Below are 17964 nucleotides of genomic sequence, written 5' to 3' on the forward strand. Positions count from 1 at the left end.
GAGAAAAATAAATTAGGATGTGCTGCTCTATGAAAGAGACTAATAAAGAAATATTGAGATATGTTAGAAAAGCAAGAGACAGGATCCATATAGCTTTGATCCTGGAGTATACTGCAAAAGCATCTATTGGGGCCATGGGGATTTATATGGCATTGGTTATTTTATCCCGCTTTATCCCCATATATAATGCCTATGGCAAAGGGGCTTTGATTGCATGCGGAATCATAATGGCAGCATTTTTAATATCTTTGTTTAAAACCCCCAAGAACCAAACTGCAGCAAAGCTTTTGGATTCTAAGGGATTAAGAGAGAGGACACTGACCGCTCTTGAGCTTTTGGATGAGGACAGCGCTATAGCCATTATTCAGAAACATGATGCGCTGGAGCATCTCAAAACCTTGGATATTAAAAAGGTCATTAAGATAAAGTTTCCTATGAAATATGTAATGATTTCAGTGATTTTGGCTATGTCAATAATTATATCAGGTTTTATTCCCAATCCGATGGAAGAAAAGTCAATTGAAATATTCAACGCGAAAAAGAAGATATTAAGGCAGCAGAAGGAAATAGAAGAGGTTATAAAAAGAATTGAAATCAATAATAAGCTGACTCCTGAGCAAAAGGAAGAGGTAAAGACTGTTCTGGAGGAAATGAAAAAGGAGCTTAGCAAAGTTCAAGACGTTAAGGAAGGATTAAAAGCTCTTGAGAGAACGGAAAATAGGATAGAAATGCTTAAGGAGAAGTATGGATACAAGGAGCTGGACAAGATTATTGAGGAATTCTCTAAGAATGAAATTACCAGGGATTTGGCGGAAACATTGAAAAAGGGAGATACCAAACGGCTGAGATCTGAATTGCAAAAAGCTGCTGAGGATTTGAAAAATATGAAACAGGATGAAATAAAGGAACTGTCTCAAAATTTATCTCAGCTTGCTGAAAATCTGGAGCGGAATCCAGAGTTGGCGGAAGCTTTTTATGAATTGGCTCAGAAGATATCATCAGGGGAACTGGGAGATCTGCAAAATGAGATAAGTTCATTGAATGAGCAGATAAACAAACTGATGGATAACCAAGAATTCAGCAGGGCTATTGAGGATGTGATGGAGTCACTGAGGGATGCAGCACAGAATCAAAGCCAGCAAGGGCAGAAACAGCAAGGACAAGGCAAAGGCCAAGGACGAAGCCAGAGCGAGACGGTTGGACAAGGCCAAAATCAAGACCGAGGAAATGACGGTGGTAAATCCGGAGCGGGTGCAGGAGAGGGTACAGGACAGAATAATGAAACACAAAGCTCTCAAGGAGTTGCTGGTATAGGAAATAAAAAGTCTTCAGGGAAGAATGTAAGAGAATATGAAAAGGTTTTCACACCCAGCTTACCGGGAGGAACCGGAGAGAAGTCTCAGCTTCATGGACATAAGAATGATGAAGGTGACACCAAGGAATATATTGTAGATAAGGGAATAGGCATTAAGGGTGAGATGAAGCCCTATAATCGAGTGATAGGAGAATATAGGGAGAAGGCCTTTCAAAACATTGAAGGAAGGCAAGTTCCACAGAATTTGGAGGATATGGTGAAGAATTATTTCACCTCATTGGAAGATTAGATTTATAGTTACAGGGCAAGACTTGCCTTTGTCTAAAAACTGAAAACAATGTATAGAGGAGAGTTTATATGAGCATTGAGGAAAAGGATATAAGAGAGGCTTGGGAAACGGTAAAGAATATAGAAGGAGAGGTAGGCAAAGCCATAATAGGCCAGAAAGAAGTGATAAGGCAAGTTATAATGGGACTTCTATCGGGAGGGCATATCCTTTTGGAAGGAGCTCCTGGTCTTGGCAAGACCCAATTGGTAAAAACATTATCCAAAGTGTTGGATCTAAGCTTTTCAAGGATACAATTCACTCCGGATCTAATGCCTGCTGATGTCATAGGTACCAATATTATGGTGAAAGATGAGGAAGGTCACAATAAATTTGAGTTCCACAATGGTCCTGTTTTTTCTCATCTGGTATTGGCAGATGAAATAAACAGGGCAACACCAAAGACTCAGTCAGCTCTTTTGGAAGCCATGCAGGAAGCTACGGTAACAGCCTTCAAAACCAGTTACAAACTTCCTAGTCCATTTATGGTAATGGCTACGCAAAACCCTATAGAGATGGAAGGCACGTATCCTTTACCGGAAGCCCAGTTGGACAGGTTTTTATTCAAAATTGATGTGAAATTCCCAAACCTGTCAGAGCTAAAGGATATTGTAACTCTCACCACCTCCAGCGTAGAAGCTGATGTCAAGAAGGCTGCTGATGGAGAAAAGATACTGGCCATAAGGGAAATAGCAAAAGCTATTCCCATAGCCCAGCCTGTGCTGACATATGCCTTGAAGGCGGTAATGTATACCCATCCGGAAAATGTTGATTCTCCTGATATTGCAAAGAAATATATAAGATTCGGTGCAAGTCCAAGAGCTGCCCAGTCCATTGTGAATTCTGCAAGGGTGAGGGCATTGCTGGAAGGAAGATATAATGTATCCTTTGATGATATACAGTATGTGGCCTATCCAGCGCTTAGGCACAGGATATTCATGAATTACGAAGGCATAGCCGAGGGCATGGATGTGGATGTTCTGATAAAGGAAATTCTCCATATGGCAGAGGAGCAAATATAGATATGGGAAATGGCATATTTGAGCCCGAATTTCTAAAAAGGCTTGAGAGATTGTCTCTTAACATGGAGAAGCTTACAGGTGCCGGAAGCGGTGGATTGCGAAAATCCAAAGCCAAAGGCAGTTCTGTGGAATTTTCTGATTTCAGAGAATATAGCTATGGTGATGATTTAAGGCGAGTGGACTGGAATGCCTATGGCAGATTTGAAAAGCTTTTTGTGAAGCTTTTTATGGAGGAAAGGGAAGCCATGGTGAATATATTCGTGGATTGCAGCAGATCCATGGATTTTGGAACTCCAAAAAAGTCGGTGATGGGTATTCAACTGGCAGCAGCCGTAGCATTTTTGGCATTGAACAATATGGACAGGCTATGCATAAACTTGCTTAAAAAAGATGCTATGGTCAGTTCAAATGTATTGGGAGGGAAGGGCCAGTTTGATATATGTGCTTCTTTTTTAGATAATGTTGGATTTGAAGGAACAACGAACATGGATAAGGCCATCAAGTTGAAAAAATTCGGTGGCAGAGGTTTATCCCTGGTGATTTCCGATTTCTTCATCCAGGGATCTTTGGAAGATTTAATGAAATATCTCATGTTTTATAAGCAAGATATTGTATTTTTGCATATTCTCTCCCCTCAAGAGATGAATCCGGAGCTTCATGGGCAAGTGAGGCTTAAGGACAGCGAGACAGGAGAAATGGTGGATGTGGATATTACTCCTTCCATTAATGATAAATACCAGAAAACATTAAAGGACTTCAAAGCCAGTCTTAAAGAATTGACTAAAAAATACGGAGGAACCTATGTAACCATAAGTTCCGCTGATAGCTTGGAGAAGATATTGTTTGAAGATATGATTGCAACCCAGATTATAAAGTAGGAGTGTTTCCTATGGGATTTAACAACCCTTACGCCTTGGGGTTACTGCCTCTTTTGGGTCTGATAATCCTCATGTATATGTTGAAGCAACAGCATGAAGAGATGGAAATATCAAGTCTTTATCTTTGGAATAAGGTATTATCCCAATCAGAGGTAAAAAAACCCTGGCAAAAGCTTAAAAACAATATATTGATGCTCATGCAGCTTATGGCTGCCTTTCTTATAATCATGGCCTTGGCAAATCCATTTATTACAAAGGGAAAGACTTTAGGTGGCAATGTAATAATTGTTATTGACAGAAGCGGCAGCATGAATGCTTACCATGAAGGCAGAACAAGGCTGGACATAGCTAAGGCCATGGCCCAGAAGGCTATAAATGAATCAGGCAAATCATCCGTTTTTACCCTGATTTCTGTAGATAAAACTGCCAAAGTGGAATTTAGCGGCGTAACAGATAAAAATGAAGCTATAAAAGCTGTAGAAGCCATAGAAAAGACTAACATGTCCGGGAGCGTAAAAGAAAATCTTTCTCTTATTAAGGCTGTATATAGGCAGTTTGAATCAGCAAATGTGCTTATATATACAGATGAGGAAATGGAATTGGATGATATGAAAGGAGAAGTCATAGCCCTTGGTGGCTATGGTTCCAATGTGGGTATAGGCCATATATCTTACAGTGAGGATGGAGATGCATATACAGTTTTGGTTAGAGTGAAAAGCACCAGTCAGGAACCTGAGAATAGGGAATTGGCTCTTTATGGGGATGATAAGCTTTTGGCTCTTAAGGATGTGAAATTGGCTCCAGGGGAATCTTCAAGCCTTTTATTTGACGGTATCCGTAGAGGATATAGATATATCTGGGCTGAGCTTACAGAAGAGGATGCTTTGCAGGAGGATAATAGAGCTTACCTGGTATTGAATAGCACAGAAAAAAAATCAGTGTTGCTTTTTTCGAAAAAGAATGTTTTTGTTGAGAAGGCATTGAGTTCCATCGAGGGTCTGGAAGTGTACAAGACTGATGATGTAAGTATAAGGCCTGAGGGTTATGATCTATATATATTCGATGGAATTACACCTACAAGCTTTCCCAATGATGGTTCTCTGTTTTTTATAAATCCAGATGAAAGTAATCCCTATTTTAAATCTGGAAAAACCATAGAAGGCGGCAGAGCAGACATGTTAAACCATGATTTAAACAGGAATATTGATGGATTTAGCTTCTATATAAGCAAAATAAAAAATATGGAAAGACCTTATTGGGCCGATGCCCTCATACAGGTAGGAAATAATACAGTTGCAGGAGCTGGTATTTATGGAGGAAAGAAAATAGCCTATATGGCTTTTGATATACATGACAGCGATTTTCCATTGGATGCTTCTTTTCCCATCTTCATGTATAATATGGCTACATATCTCACTGATATGGAGGAGCAGGGAAAGAATTTTTATTTCAGCGGAGAGACAATTCCTTTGAATTTTATCAGCAGTATCCAAGGAACAGAGATGGAGCATCCTGATGGCAAGAAGACAAGTATCAGTGAAGATCTTTTGGATTATGGGTACAGTGACACCAATTCAATAGGAATTTATAAGCTTTCATACAAAAAGGATGATAATGCAGGGGAAAAAATATTTGCAGTGAACTTTCCGCCGGAAGAAGGGAATAAGGCATTTCAAGGCCAATGGGAAGGTGAAAAGGAAACAGGAAATGGGAGAGGTTATACACTGATGGGAATGAATCTTCAAATTCCAATAATAATATTTGTGCTTCTTTTACTTGCAGCAGAATGGATGGTGTATATTCGTGGGATTTGATATTGGAAAGCCTGTATATTTGCTGCTCATATTGGCTGTGGATGTCATGCTTTTTCTGACTACAAAGAACTTGAGAGCCAGGGCTGGAGGTAAGAAGGCAGTTATTCTTGCTGCCAGATTTTTTACATGTTTCTTTCTCATACTTGCGTTATCAGAACTTGGAATAGTCTGGACCGTGGAGGAGACCTCCACCATATTTTTGCTGGATGCTTCCGACAGCATGGCAGCATATAGAAAAGATGTAGAGAGCTTCATGAAGGAAGCTTTGGATCTCATGAAGGATAAAGATAAGGCAGCAGTAATTTCCTTTGGTGAAGAGCCTGTAATGGAAAGTTTTCTTGCTCAACAGCCTGTTTTTGAACAGATAGGCAAGATAGACGGCAGTAAGTACACCAATATTGAGAAAGCCTTGAATGCCGCAGTATCAGTGCTTCCTGAAAGCAGCAGAAAAAGAATAGTCATCATAACCGACGGGGAAGAAAACGAAGGGAACAGCAGCAATATAGCAGGAGTTCTCAAAGATAAAGCAGTGGACCTGAAGGTTATGAAGATTCAAAGGGAAAAAGGCAATGAAGTGGCTGCAATAAGCCTTACAGCGCCCCAAACCCTGAATTTGGGAGAAGAGTTTAATATATCAGTTAATATAAAGAGCAATGTTAATACTTTAGCCAAATTGACATTGTTTGACGGCAGTCAGAAGGCAGCGGAGGAAAATATAGAACTGACAAAGGGAGAAAACAGATTTGTTTTCAAAGATATTGCTGATACAAGAGGCTTTAAAACTTACAGGGCAGTGGTGGAGGCTGATTTGGACACAGAGATGAGGAACAATGAAGCTTCAGCCTTTATAAATGTTTTGGATAAACCTATGATACTGCTCCTGGAAGACAAAGAGGGAGAAGGGAATGAGATAGCTAAAATTCTTGATGGTGCCAAAACAGATTATAAGAGGCTTAGTGCCAAATCCGCTCCGTCGGATTTGCAATCACTGGCCCAATACAAGACTATTATATTGGCCAATGTATCTGCGGAGAATCTTAGCGATGGATTTCTTAAAGCTTTAGAGCCATATGTGAGAGATTTGGGCGGAGGACTAGTTGCAACGGGAGGCGATGATTCTTTCGCACTGGGAGGATATTTCAAAACCTCTTTGGAAAAGGTCCTGCCTGTAAACATGGAACTTAAAGGCAAAAAGGCCATCCCAGATATGTCTATTTTTGTTGTGATAGATAAATCCGGTAGTATGGCAAGTGTAAGTGGTGGGATAACTAAATTGGATTTGGCAAAGGAAGCTGCCGCCAGGGTTCTTGACTCTCTTAGAGATAATGATGATATAGGCGTTCTGGCCTTTGATAATGCCCAATATTGGGTGGTACAGCCTCAAAAACCTGGAGACAGGGAAGCCTTGAGAAGTGATATTGGAACCATAACCCAAGGTGGGGGGACCAGCATATTGCCTGCTTTGGAGGAAGCCGTAGACAAGATGAAGAACCAAACCAGCAAGATAAAGCACATAATACTTCTGACAGACGGTCAGGCAGAAAATACGGGCTATGATAAGCTGCTGGAGGAGGCTAAAAATGTAGGCATAACCATTTCAACAGTGGCAGCAGGCTATGATGCGGATATACAGCTTTTGGAATATATAGCTCAGGAAGCCGGAGGAAGATTCTATGTAACGGATCAGTATACCAATATACCTACAATTTTTGCTAAGGAAACCTTTATGGTTGCCAGAGCCTATTTGAATAACAGAGAGTTTGCTCCCAGGCTGGTAAGCATGCATTCTGTGCTAGAGGGTGTTGCAGAGGGTGGCATGCCTAACTTGATGGGCTATATAGCTTCAAGCCCTAAGGATTCAGCCAGGGTCATATTGGAAAGTGACGAGGGAGATCCAATATTGACCATATGGCAGTATGGATTGGGAAAGACTGTGGCCTGGAATTCAGATATGAAGGGTACTTGGAGTAAAAATTATGTAAACTGGGATAAAAATTCTGTATTATGGAACAACCTAATCAATTGGACCATAGAAAACTACTCTACGGAAGATTTGGAGATAAGTGCAAGGATTCAGGGTGGCTATGGAGAGATAAGCGCTGTACAGAAAAACAGCAATGAAACCATAGATACAAGGGCAGTTATTACCACCCCATCACTGGGGAAAATAGAAGTGGATTTGAATCCAGAAGCGCCGGGAAGATATAAAGGTAGCTTCAGGATAGATGATACTGGAGCTTATATAATAAAGGTGACCCAGAGCAAATATGGAGAGGTTCAAAGAGCTGTCAACACCGGAATATCTGTTCAATATTCTCCCGAGTATTCAATGGATGCCAACAGCCATAAGCTTGAGAGACTTGTAATTGAGTCAGGAGGCAAATATATTAAAGATGCAAAAGAAGTATTTGAAGGTACCCTAGCGCCGGTAAAAGGAAGAGTGGATTTGACTTCACCACTGTTATTATTGGCATTGTTGGCATTCCTTCTGGACATAGCTGTGAGACGGCTTAAGCTGCCAATGGATAAGATAGTTGAATTATTTAATGGTATTTGTTCCAGGGTAGGGAAAATGAAGACGGGTAATGTTAATAAATCAGAGCATCCCAAAAGTGATGAGGCTATGCAGCAAAAGCCAGAAAAAAATATTGAAGAAAAGAAACATTCTGTGGAAGGGAAAAAAGAAAAGCAATCAAAGGATAAAAAGAAAGCTTCAACTGGTACATTGAATACTGAAGCCTTATTGAAAAGAAAGAGGAAGTAGGCCTGGAGAAAATTATACAAAAAGAAAATTTTTATATAGGTATGAGCAGCAAGCTTCGGGTAGGAACCATAAAGGAAACTTTGAAGGAAAAAGGCATAGATGAAGATAATTATTGAAAAAATATATGCTCATATAGGCTTGAAGACTGGAGCTGAAATACATGAAAAGATAGCAGTATGCATTGCAGGAGAGCTTATACAGGTAAAAAACAATGAAAAATTTGAAAGCAGCTACATCTAAAAATACCCGAAGACATACTGACAAATGATATTGTCGAGACGGCAAAGGTATTGGCAACTATAATATCAAAAATAGTTACAAGAAAGAAAATGGCAGATATTGTGGTAGGTTTGGGATTAGATTTAAAGTAGAGGGGGAACTATATAATGAGGAGAGTGGATTCAAAAACAAAGTACATAGGGTTACTGGGTTATCCATTGGGGCATAGCATTTCACCAATTATGCAGAATGCAGCCTTTGAGAATAAGAACATGAACAACTTGTACATACCCATTGAAGTGAGGAAAGAGGATTTAGGGCAAGTAGTCAGAGCAATGCCCAAGATGAACTTTAGAGGATTTAATGTGACCATACCTCATAAGATAGAAGTGATGAGTTATCTGGATGAGATAGATGATCTGGCAAAATCCATAGGTGCTGTCAACACAGTTTTGATTAAGGATGGAAGATTAAAAGGATATAATACTGATGGAATAGGATTCCTTCGCTCTTTAGGGTATGAGTTAAAACTAAGTGTTGATGGCAAGAATATATTCATCCTTGGAAGTGGTGGTGCAGCCAGAGCAATTTCCATGACATTGGCCATGAATATGGCAAATAGGTTATATATCTGTAACAGGACCTATGAAAAGGCGGAGAGCTTAGTGAAGGATATAAACAGCAAATACGGAAATGTGGCTGTTGCTATTCCATTGGTAGAAGAGAAAATGGAAGAAGCCATAAAAGATGCAGAGATTCTTATAAATACCACCAGTGTAGGAACATATCCTGATGTTGATGATATACCGATAAATAAAGCACTGTTGCATAGCAAGCTTGCCGTATGCGATGTGGTATATAATCCTAGGAAGACAAAGCTGCTGCAGGAGGCTGAGAAACTAGGCTGCAAAACCATGTCAGGCCTTGGCATGCTGATTTATCAAGGTGAAGAAGCCTTTGAGATTTGGACAGGAGTTAAAGCACCCGTTGAAACTATGTTTGAAGCTGCTGAAGCTTTTTTTAATCATTCAGCTTAGCTTATAAAACAATCATGCATAGATTTTCTTATGGGAAATGAGGAAACACAATTTCATATTTAAGCAGTGTGAATATGATGCTTCTTGTCCCATTGATATGCTGTTTGCAATTGCTTATGCATCGATTAAGTCTCTTTTAGGAAGACTTAATCAATGCATAGATTTCCATCAAGGATACTCTATTCATGTCTCTTTTCATTTTTTCAGTTAATGTATCAATAATTACTGTTGTAATATTGCTTAAGCCAATCAACAATAAAATCCAATACCAGCTCTATATTTCCAACTTGGCAGTGATTCGATGCATGTTCTTCTCTCGTAAAGATTCGCCCGGTAATGCTGCGTGCATTGGTAAGGGCTCTAATCTGTCGTCCATACATTCTCAAAGGTATGATATGATCCTCAGCACCGGCTAAAATCAACACATCTTGTGTAACATTTTGAGAAACCTGTTTCGTACATTTATAATTTTTCAGCGTTTTTAGATATTCAAAAGGAGTTTCGACTCCATATACGTACATCATCTGATTATAGATCCATCTCTCCATTTCATTTTTTTGCATAAGTTTTTTAGCTGCATAGTTTATCAGTGCTTTTGCATTCATTGATACAAGTCCATTCATGATGTGATACTTAAGCATTCCGTCTCTTCCCATAACACATTCATAAAAATCATATACCACGTCCCAGGCTATGACACGTTTGACCCTTTTTTCGTATGCAGCAGCACGGAGGGCAAAATAGCCACCCAATGATATGCCTATTAGAGTCACATCATTTAAGTTGAAATAATCAATAATGGCTTTTGTAGGCTTTTCCCATTCATGGGTCATTTTTAGGTTGTATTTATGCAAGGATTCTCCTTGTCCAGGGCCTTCAAACATGATTACATCATAGCCTTTATCTAAAAAAAGCCGTACTGAAAGGTAAAACTCTTCAACATATGAATCACCGCCGCCATGAACAACAATTGATCCTTTATATAAGTCATTACTTTTAATCTGTATAGCTTTTAAATAACCGCCCTCATATTTTATTTCATGGCGATGAATTCTATCCTTTTCCAATGCCTGATAAAAAAGTTTTATAAACTTATCAAATAGCCGTTTTTTTTCTTCCAGGTTATCAAAGCAAAAGAATTCGGCAAATCTATAATAAAAGGCGGAATTCAATATTCGTCCTTCCTTGAGGGCTTTTTCTGCCAATGCTGTCATTATGTCCTTGACATCCTCATATTTGTGAATATTTTGAGCAGCTTTCATCATTTCTTCCATAGGGCATTGGTTAATCAGCGCTCTGTTAAATTGAAAATTCAATCCCACGTCATCATGGAAATGGTAGTATCCAACAGGCATTTTAAATTGTAACTTTTCCATGGGTATTTACCTCATCTTTTATTTTAAAAATTTCATCAAGCCAGTCGAATACCAATGAACTTAAAAGCCCTGTATTTTCACCGATGCAATGAGCGCCACCTCCATCTTCAAACAAAGCCACCACCATCTTTTTGTTTGAATTAGGAACAGATTGCATAAAATCGTCTTCCATAGCTTTGACTACTGGATTTAGATATTCCCCATTGCTGCATATGTTTAGCACAGGGCATGTAATAAAAGAAGGGTCGAAGGTAAAATCCCGGGTTTTGGTTAGAAGATCCGAGATGTTTCCGGTTGTTATGCCATGCCTCCACGCCATTATTTGAAACATCCTTATGTTAAATGGAGACATTTCAATACCGCTTTTTGCTGAATCCTGATTTTTTATGGCCATCTCTTCCATTATTTTTCCAATATTCGTAACCGCACAATTTGCTATGCATGCTTTAATTCTTTTGTCATAAGCTGATGCGCGGGGCACATAGTATCCACCGCCGCTTATTCCATATGCAGCGATGTGATCTATGTCCACTTCTGGTCTGTTATGGAGATAGTCCAATATTGCTCCTATTGGTTTTTCTGTATCCGGTCTAAAGAATTGTGCTTCTGTGGGAAGAATACCTTGGCCCGGTATGTCTACAGTGATGAAGTTGTAGCCGTGCTTTAGTGCTGATGGGCCGATTTGGAAATATAAGTCTATAAAAAAGGTCTCTGCACCACCTATGGCTAATATTGTTTTTGATTTCCGGCGGTCATTTGCAGCTTTTACGAAACAACCGGGAAGATATGTGTTTTCAAAAGGAATGTTTATTAATTCAATCTCTGGTTCAGATAAAGCAGCGGCTTTTGAAATACATTCAATGGATTTTTGGTACCATTTCATATATTTTTCATTTTGAGGCAATAGTGATGTCAGTGCAGCTCTGTAATAACAAGATGCCCGCATATAAAATTCTCTGGCGCTTATTTTATGACCTTTTTCTTCAGAGGTCTCAGCTTTAATCTCTACACGATGAGCCATCTTAGGCCACTCTTCAGCCCAACTGTCTGGATTATAATCTTCTATTCGGGAAGCCGTATAAAACATTTCGCCGATTTCTCCACCTCCGTTTCTAATACATCCCAAGGCCCATTGAAATGCAAAATCCATGCTGTTGTCATCAAATCTGACCTTGTAGAATTGGCGGTGAGGATCGATGACTTTCGTAGTATCTTCTATAAGCTTGTCAATTGTCTCATTTGGTATCATTTTCAGAACCTCCTTATTTATATTTATACTAACTACTTAGTTAGTATTGCACAAAAATTTTACTCAGGCAAATGAGCCATTAAATGTGTTTTTTTGAAAGCCTGATAAAAATAATCCTGTAATGCTTTTTCACTGACGCCGTATTGTTTCTCCCATTGTTCTTTATATAAAGCATAGCATAAGAAGGGGGTCAAACCTGTAAAGAATTCCATGACCAGAAGTTCATGCTTGTCTTCAGGAAAATGTAAACCTTTCTTTTCATATTCTTTTCGAAGAGTTTCAATTTCTGCGTTTATGATCAAGCTGCCAAGTTCCATTATGATCGGACTTGGTATATCGGTTTTAGCAGACTCTGCAATAGCGACTATGATAATTTTTCTTTTTTCGGATACAAATCGGATATACATATCAAATAGCTTTCTATACACATCATTTTCATATATATCTGGAGTGCTTTCCATTGATTTCACAAGCATTGTCTTTGCATCTTCAATAAGCTTTGAAAACAGAGTATCCAATATTTCATTTTTGCTTTTGAAATAATAATATATCAGAGCCTTGTTTACACCTGCTTCTTTTGCGATATCATCTACTCTGGCACCGTCAAATCCGTCTCTTGAAAAGATGTCTTCCGCAACGGATAAAATTCTGGCTTTTGTTTCAATTGCATCTCTCATAATGCCCTCCAAATATAACTAAATGTTTAGTTAATTATAAAGCACATATTTGAATTTGTCAATGTATGGAATTTAGAGTCCTTCAGTATTTTAAAAAATAAGACTCAATAGAAATATCCTAACTGAACGGAGTCTGTAGTTCGTAGTATGAAACAAGGCCAAATGGGAATGATCTAGCCCCTTAATCTCTCCAAAATAATAGGTCCCAATTCTGTTATATTTCCTGCTCCCACAGTCATTACCATGTCTCCTGGTTTTGCGTTAGCAGCCACATAATTGGCGATATCATCAAAATTCTTCATATACATAACATTGCCGCTTACCTTATTGGCTGCTTCAACCAAGTCTCTTGAATGAATTTCACCCTTATCTTTTTCTCTGGCTGCATATATGTCTGTTATTATTACATGATCAGCTTCTTTAAAACAACATGTGAACTCCTTAAAGAGGGATTTGGTTCTTGTGTAAGTATGTGGCTGGAATATGCACCAAAGCTTGTTATGGGGGAATTTCTTGGCAGCACTGAGGGTTACTTCTATTTCTGTGGGGTGATGGGCATAGTCGTCTATTACTGTTATGCCATTTACTGTTCCCAATATATCAAATCGTCTATGGGTACCTTTGAATTCCATGAGGCTTTCTCGAATCACATCTTTGGATATTCCGAAGAAATCCGATACAGCAAAAGCAGATAGGGCATTCAGCACATTATGAAGTCCTGGTATTCTTAAGCTGTAGATGCCCATGTCATGGCCATTTTTAACGATTCTGAAAGATGGGCGGCCGAAATTATCAAATTCTATATCCTTCGCCATATAGTCTGCTTCATTATCAATGCCGAAAGTTACAACACTGCACTTTGCATAGGGTAGTGTCTCCATCGCATTTTTGTTATCGGCACAGACTGCCAGACAACCTTCCTTAGGGATTAACTGAACAAACTTAATAAATGTATCCTTAATATGTTGTATGTTCTTAAAGTAATCCAGATGGTCTTCGTCAATATTAAGTATTATTCCGTAGAAAGGATGAAATTCTAGAAAGTTTCCCATGTACTCACAGGCTTCCGTTATGAAATACGGACTTTTTCCTATTTTCACATTTCCTCCTATAGCATCCAGTTCACCGCCAAGCAGGATAGTAGGGTCTAAATTGGAGTTCTTAAAGATGATGGATACCATGGAGGTGCTTGTGGTTTTGCCATGGCAGCCTGCGATGGCAATTCCATAGGAGTATTCTTTCATTATTTTGCCTAGAAAAGTTGCTCTACCCATCAAAGGAATTCCAAGTTTTTTTGCCTCCATTATTTCCGGGTTATCATCCTTTACTGCTGATGTATAGACAATTAAATCAGCTCCATGTACATTTTCGGCTTTTTGAGGTATGTTAACTTTAATTCCATGGGATTTCAATTTTCTGATTATAGAGCTTTCTTGGATATCAGATCCTTGAACACTAAAGCCTCTGTTCAGCATAATCTCAGCAAGGCCGCTCATGCTGATGCCGCCGATTCCTATAAAATGTATTGTTTTAATATTATTCGGTAGAAACATATTTACACTCCCTAAAAGTAATATATTTATTATTTTATTAGCCCTATCGGTGTTAGCTTTACATTGATGAACTTCTTAATTTGATTTTTACTAACAATATATTAACTATAATACTATTATAGCCTTAATAATTTGCTTGTATATAAAAAATGCTTTCTTTGGAAGTATTTAAACAATAAAGGAAGACTTTCATTCTAATTCTACTGAATGCAAACTTCAAAGGAATCAAGATTCAGTAGAAATCTGATTAGCAATTTCATAAATTCAAAGAGACCTTTTTCGCTTCTCTTCATTAAAAATTGATTAATCGGTTTATAGGAAAATATAAATTTAAGCAATTCATACGTATAAAATAAAGCAATTAAAATTGTATCATAAATATAACGTTTGGCAGCAATTTAAAAAATTATCATACAATTAATTATATTATCTTAGAAGGATTTCTGGAAAAAAGATAGAAATGAATAAAAAGCAGAATATGTGGAATAATATTCGTATTTTAGAGGAGGAAGCACATGGAAAAATACAAGAGGAATGAAAGGGTTGCAAGCCTTATTAAGATATTAAGTGATAATCCTAACCAGTTATTTAGCCTTAACTATTTCAGCGAATTGTTCAGTGCAGCAAAATCCACCATTAGTGAGGATATAACATTTGCAAAAAAAATAGTTGAGCAAATGTCATTGGGACAGATTGAAACCATATCCGGCGCTTCAGGAGGGGTCAAGTATAAGACCTATATTGATAAAGCTCATATTGTAAGATTTCTTGATGATTTATGTGAAAAGCTAAGGGAACCGAAAAGAATAATACCAGGCAATTATATTTATGCTTCTGATATAATTTATGATCCCAATATATCCTATATGGTGGGACAAATTTTTGGCACATATTTTATGAATACTGGTGCCGAGTATGTGGTAACAATTGAAACAAAAGGTATAACATTGGCACACATGACAGCGAGGGCTTTAAACATACCTTTGGTTATAATAAGAAGGGAGAACAGAGTTACGGAAGGTTCTACAGTGAGCATAAATTATGTATCTGGCTCCAGCAAGAGAATACAAACCATGTTCATATCTAAAAGAGCAATACCAGAAGGAAAAAAAGTGCTCATAATAGATGACTTTTTGAAGGCAGGAGGTACAGCCAAAGGTATCATTGGGTTGATGAAAGAGATAAAAGTAGATGTCGTAGGCATAGGTTTTCTTATGAAAACAGCAGAGCCCGAGCAAAAGCTCATCAATGACTATATTTCACTTTTGGAAGTAGGCGAGGTAGATGAGCAGAAAGGATTGATAAATATATATAAAGATATGCTTTTTAGCTAACAAATACACATATTTTCAGAAAATTCCAAGCAAAAAGAAGGAAAAATTGAAAATATGGCGAATATTTTATCTATTGATTGACAAGCATTTGGACGGGAAGGTGGTGAGCAGTATGAATATAACCGATGTAAGAATTAGGAAGGTAAACGTTGAAGGCAAGATGAAAGCCGTTGTATCTGTTACTTTTGATAATGAATTTGTAGTTCATGACATCAAGGTTATCGAAGGGCAGGAAGGTTTGTTTATTGCCATGCCAAGCAGGAAGACACCGGACGGAGAATTTAAAGATATAGCCCATCCTATAAATTCTGCAACAAGAGAAAAGATACAATCTGCAATACTTGAGGAATATGAAAAAGTTAAAGATGCAGAATAATTAGTCGGTGCTTGCCATTAAGTCCATTCCATTTATGTGGGAGGGACTTTTTGCATGCAAAAAATCATTCTGGTATCATATTCAACCTCCGTTGAATATATATATTATTGGTATTAAATATTGGGAGGTAGTATGATGACAGATAAAGACAACCTCAATCTGGATGATTACATGCAAGATATGGATTTAGAGGATATGGGCAGAATGGATATGCCAATGATGCAGTGTCCTATTATGCAATGTCCCATGATGCAGTGCCCCATGATGAATTATATGGGAGGTCCAATGTATATGAACCCCAAAAAACATAAAGGGGGCCATCATCAATGGAATTTGGAAGACCTTTATGAAAAGGATGAGGATATGGACTGTAGTAGCGATGACAAAGAAGGTTACTATTATAAGAAAAGCATGGAAAAAGATGGCCATGACTGGTGTCCTCATCCATATTACAAGAAAAAATAGGGATAAAGCAGCTAATACCGGAGTATAGCAGCCCCGGTATTTTTTTCTAATAAAGGGGAACAATATTAAGGGTTTATATAAATATACTTTTTATACCCAAGATATTGTGTTAGAATATAGTATTGAACAAATAAAAAAAGTGTTATAGAGGGTGATAATTTGAATAGCACATCCTATATTCTTGCCGTTATACTAGCGGCAGGAGAGGGTAAAAGGATGTATTCCAAGAAACCTAAGGTATTGCATGAAATATGTGGTAAGTCCATGGTTGAGCATGTTGTTGACTGTGCCAGGGAAGCAGGGACATCAGATATTGTAGTGGTGGTAGGCCATGGAGCTTCTCAGGTTAAAGATAAACTTGAAACTGTGAAATTTGCATATCAGGAGCAGCAGTTGGGTACCGGTCATGCGGTTATGATGGCAGAAAGCTACATAACATCAGGTGATGTTCTGGTATTGTATGGGGATACTCCCCTGCTTACACCTGAAACCATAATCAAAATGCAAGATTTTCATAGACAGGGTGGATTTGATGCTACGGTGTTGACTGCCGAATTGGATAATCCTTTTTCCTATGGCAGAATTATAAGAGATGCTGAAGGCAAGGTTGTTGCAATAATAGAGGAAAGGGATGCGGATGCAGAGCAAAAGAAGATAAAGGAAATCAATTCAGGTATATATTTATTTAATGGACTTTTTCTTAAAGATGCGTTAAAAGAGCTAAAAAATGACAATAATCAAAATGAATACTATCTTACTGATGTCATAAAAATTTTCAATGAAAGAAATCTCAAAGTAGGGGCCTATAGGATTGAAAATCCGGAGGAGATAATGGGCGTCAATAACAGGCTTCAATTATCTCAAGCGGCTTCGATTATGAGAAGAAGGATTTTAGAAAACCACATGCTCAACGGCGTAACAATTGTTGATCCTCAAAATACTTACATAGATGCCGGGGTAAAAATTGAGAGAGATGTGACCATATTGCCTGGTTGTATGATAAAAGGGAATACATACATAGAAGAGGATGCGGTGATAGGTCCGTATACTACCATATCTGATAGCCATATTGGTAAAGGAGTTAATATAAAGAATTCTGTGGTTATAGAAAATAGAATAGGAGAAGGCACTACGGTAGGTCCCTTTGCTTACCTTAGACCTGGAAATGTGATAGGCAAACAAGCTAAGATCGGAGATTTTGTTGAAATAAAGAATTCAAATTTTGGAGATTATTCCAAGGCTTCTCATCTTACATATGTGGGAGACGGTGATGTAGGAAAGGGAGTAAATCTGGGCTGCGGTGTGGTATTTGTCAATTATGATGGTAAGAAAAAACACAGGACCAAGATTGAGGACAATAGTTTTGTAGGTTGCAATGTAAACCTGGTGGCTCCCCTTGTGGTAGGAAAGAATTCATATATAGCTGCTGGCACTACAGTGACCAGAAGCGTACCTGAAGAAAGCCTCGCCATTGGAAGAGCAAGACAGGAGAACATAGAAGGATGGGTCAGAAGAAAAGGCCTCGTAAAAGAGGAAGAATAGACTAGGAGGGTTATAATT

At 38.3% G+C, this 17964-nt stretch carries 15 protein-coding genes; 11 read left to right on the top strand and 4 right to left on the bottom strand.

Features of this window, described 5'->3' with window-relative positions:
- The first annotated feature begins 29 nt into the window (after positions 1-29).
- The 7 genes from BUB48_RS11410 (at position 30) to aroE (ending at position 9374) form a co-directional block, all read left to right on the top strand.
- Complete coding sequence (locus BUB48_RS11410) at positions 30-1604, top strand: hypothetical protein (RefSeq protein ID WP_073026374.1); 1575 nt, start codon at positions 30-32, stop codon at positions 1602-1604.
- 68 nt (positions 1605-1672) lie between these two features.
- Positions 1673-2662 (top strand): AAA family ATPase, encoded by a 990-nt coding sequence (locus BUB48_RS11415; RefSeq protein WP_073026375.1) that lies wholly within the window; start codon positions 1673-1675, stop codon positions 2660-2662.
- 2 nt (positions 2663-2664) lie between these two features.
- Positions 2665-3540, top strand: a complete 876-nt coding sequence (locus tag BUB48_RS11420) for a DUF58 domain-containing protein (RefSeq protein WP_073026376.1) — start codon at positions 2665-2667, stop codon at positions 3538-3540.
- Between the two features lie 11 nt (positions 3541-3551).
- Positions 3552-5354 carry a vWA domain-containing protein gene (locus BUB48_RS11425; protein ID WP_073026377.1) on the top strand — a complete coding sequence of 601 codons (1803 nt, stop codon included), beginning with the start codon at positions 3552-3554 and terminating at the stop codon, positions 5352-5354.
- Positions 5344-8118 carry a VWA domain-containing protein gene (locus BUB48_RS11430; RefSeq protein ID WP_073026378.1) on the top strand — a complete coding sequence of 925 codons (2775 nt, stop codon included), beginning with the start codon at positions 5344-5346 and terminating at the stop codon, positions 8116-8118. The genes BUB48_RS11425 and BUB48_RS11430 overlap by 11 nt, the downstream gene beginning before the upstream one ends.
- A 99-nt stretch (positions 8119-8217) precedes the next feature.
- The gene (locus tag BUB48_RS18120; protein ID WP_175548414.1) at positions 8218-8358 is read left to right on the top strand and encodes a hypothetical protein; all 141 of its coding nucleotides are present in this window, start codon (positions 8218-8220) and stop codon (positions 8356-8358) included.
- Between the two features lie 146 nt (positions 8359-8504).
- A complete protein-coding gene (aroE, locus tag BUB48_RS11435; protein ID WP_073026379.1) occupies positions 8505-9374 on the top strand; it encodes a shikimate dehydrogenase in 870 nt (289 codons plus the stop codon).
- A 215-nt stretch (positions 9375-9589) separates the two neighbouring features.
- Here aroE and BUB48_RS11440 read toward each other — a convergent pair whose 3' ends face one another.
- The 4 genes from BUB48_RS11440 to murC form a co-directional block, all read right to left on the bottom strand.
- A complete protein-coding gene (locus BUB48_RS11440) occupies positions 9590-10750 on the bottom strand; it encodes an alpha/beta hydrolase family protein (protein WP_073026380.1) in 1161 nt (386 codons plus the stop codon).
- Positions 10731-11999: an alpha/beta hydrolase family protein gene (locus BUB48_RS11445; RefSeq protein WP_073026381.1), complete on the bottom strand. Its 1269-nt coding sequence runs from the start codon at positions 11997-11999 to the stop codon at positions 10731-10733. The genes BUB48_RS11440 and BUB48_RS11445 overlap by 20 nt, the downstream gene beginning before the upstream one ends.
- Positions 12000-12058: 59 nt before the next feature.
- Positions 12059-12676 carry a TetR/AcrR family transcriptional regulator gene (locus BUB48_RS11450; RefSeq protein WP_073026382.1) on the bottom strand — a complete coding sequence of 206 codons (618 nt, stop codon included), beginning with the start codon at positions 12674-12676 and terminating at the stop codon, positions 12059-12061.
- A gap of 173 nt (positions 12677-12849) precedes the next feature.
- Positions 12850-14229 (bottom strand): UDP-N-acetylmuramate--L-alanine ligase, encoded by a 1380-nt coding sequence (gene murC / locus BUB48_RS11455; protein ID WP_073026383.1) that lies wholly within the window; start codon positions 14227-14229, stop codon positions 12850-12852.
- A 515-nt stretch (positions 14230-14744) separates the two neighbouring features.
- Between murC and purR the strand changes: the two genes are divergently transcribed.
- The 4 genes from purR to glmU all read left to right on the top strand — a co-directional run bounded on the left by purR (position 14745) and on the right by glmU (position 17946).
- Positions 14745-15563, top strand: a complete 819-nt coding sequence (gene purR / locus BUB48_RS11460) for a pur operon repressor (protein ID WP_073026384.1) — start codon at positions 14745-14747, stop codon at positions 15561-15563.
- Between the two features lie 112 nt (positions 15564-15675).
- Positions 15676-15939 (top strand): septation regulator SpoVG, encoded by a 264-nt coding sequence (gene spoVG, locus BUB48_RS11465; RefSeq protein WP_073026385.1) that lies wholly within the window; start codon positions 15676-15678, stop codon positions 15937-15939.
- A 132-nt stretch (positions 15940-16071) separates the two neighbouring features.
- Positions 16072-16404: a hypothetical protein gene (locus BUB48_RS11470; protein WP_139249978.1), complete on the top strand. Its 333-nt coding sequence runs from the start codon at positions 16072-16074 to the stop codon at positions 16402-16404.
- A gap of 159 nt (positions 16405-16563) precedes the next feature.
- The gene (gene glmU / locus BUB48_RS11475; RefSeq protein ID WP_073026387.1) at positions 16564-17946 is read left to right on the top strand and encodes a bifunctional UDP-N-acetylglucosamine diphosphorylase/glucosamine-1-phosphate N-acetyltransferase GlmU; all 1383 of its coding nucleotides are present in this window, start codon (positions 16564-16566) and stop codon (positions 17944-17946) included.
- Positions 17947-17964 lie beyond the last annotated feature (18 nt).

This window comes from Lutispora thermophila DSM 19022, assembly GCF_900142105.1.
Classification (GTDB): Bacteria; Bacillota; Clostridia; order Lutisporales; family Lutisporaceae; genus Lutispora; species Lutispora thermophila.

Bases quoted from the DNA above. Each gene is read 5' to 3' on its own strand.
- BUB48_RS11420 (WP_073026376.1), top strand. From the start codon at position 2,665: ATGGGAAATGGCATATTTGAGCCCGAATTTCTAAAAAGGCTTGAGAGA.
- BUB48_RS11470 (WP_139249978.1), top strand. From the start codon at position 16,072: ATGATGACAGATAAAGACAACCTCAATCTGGATGATTACATGCAAGAT.
- BUB48_RS11450 (WP_073026382.1), bottom strand. From the start codon at position 12,676: ATGAGAGATGCAATTGAAACAAAAGCCAGAATTTTATCCGTTGCGGAA.
- BUB48_RS11445 (WP_073026381.1), bottom strand. From the start codon at position 11,999: ATGATACCAAATGAGACAATTGACAAGCTTATAGAAGATACTACGAAA.
- BUB48_RS11425 (WP_073026377.1), top strand. From the start codon at position 3,552: ATGGGATTTAACAACCCTTACGCCTTGGGGTTACTGCCTCTTTTGGGT.
- purR (WP_073026384.1), top strand. From the start codon at position 14,745: ATGGAAAAATACAAGAGGAATGAAAGGGTTGCAAGCCTTATTAAGATA.
- BUB48_RS18120 (WP_175548414.1), top strand. From the start codon at position 8,218: ATGAAGATAATTATTGAAAAAATATATGCTCATATAGGCTTGAAGACT.
- BUB48_RS11410 (WP_073026374.1), top strand. From the start codon at position 30: ATGAAAGAGACTAATAAAGAAATATTGAGATATGTTAGAAAAGCAAGA.
- aroE (WP_073026379.1), top strand. From the start codon at position 8,505: ATGAGGAGAGTGGATTCAAAAACAAAGTACATAGGGTTACTGGGTTAT.
- spoVG (WP_073026385.1), top strand. From the start codon at position 15,676: ATGAATATAACCGATGTAAGAATTAGGAAGGTAAACGTTGAAGGCAAG.
- BUB48_RS11440 (WP_073026380.1), bottom strand. From the start codon at position 10,750: ATGGAAAAGTTACAATTTAAAATGCCTGTTGGATACTACCATTTCCAT.
- murC (WP_073026383.1), bottom strand. From the start codon at position 14,229: ATGTTTCTACCGAATAATATTAAAACAATACATTTTATAGGAATCGGC.
- BUB48_RS11415 (WP_073026375.1), top strand. From the start codon at position 1,673: ATGAGCATTGAGGAAAAGGATATAAGAGAGGCTTGGGAAACGGTAAAG.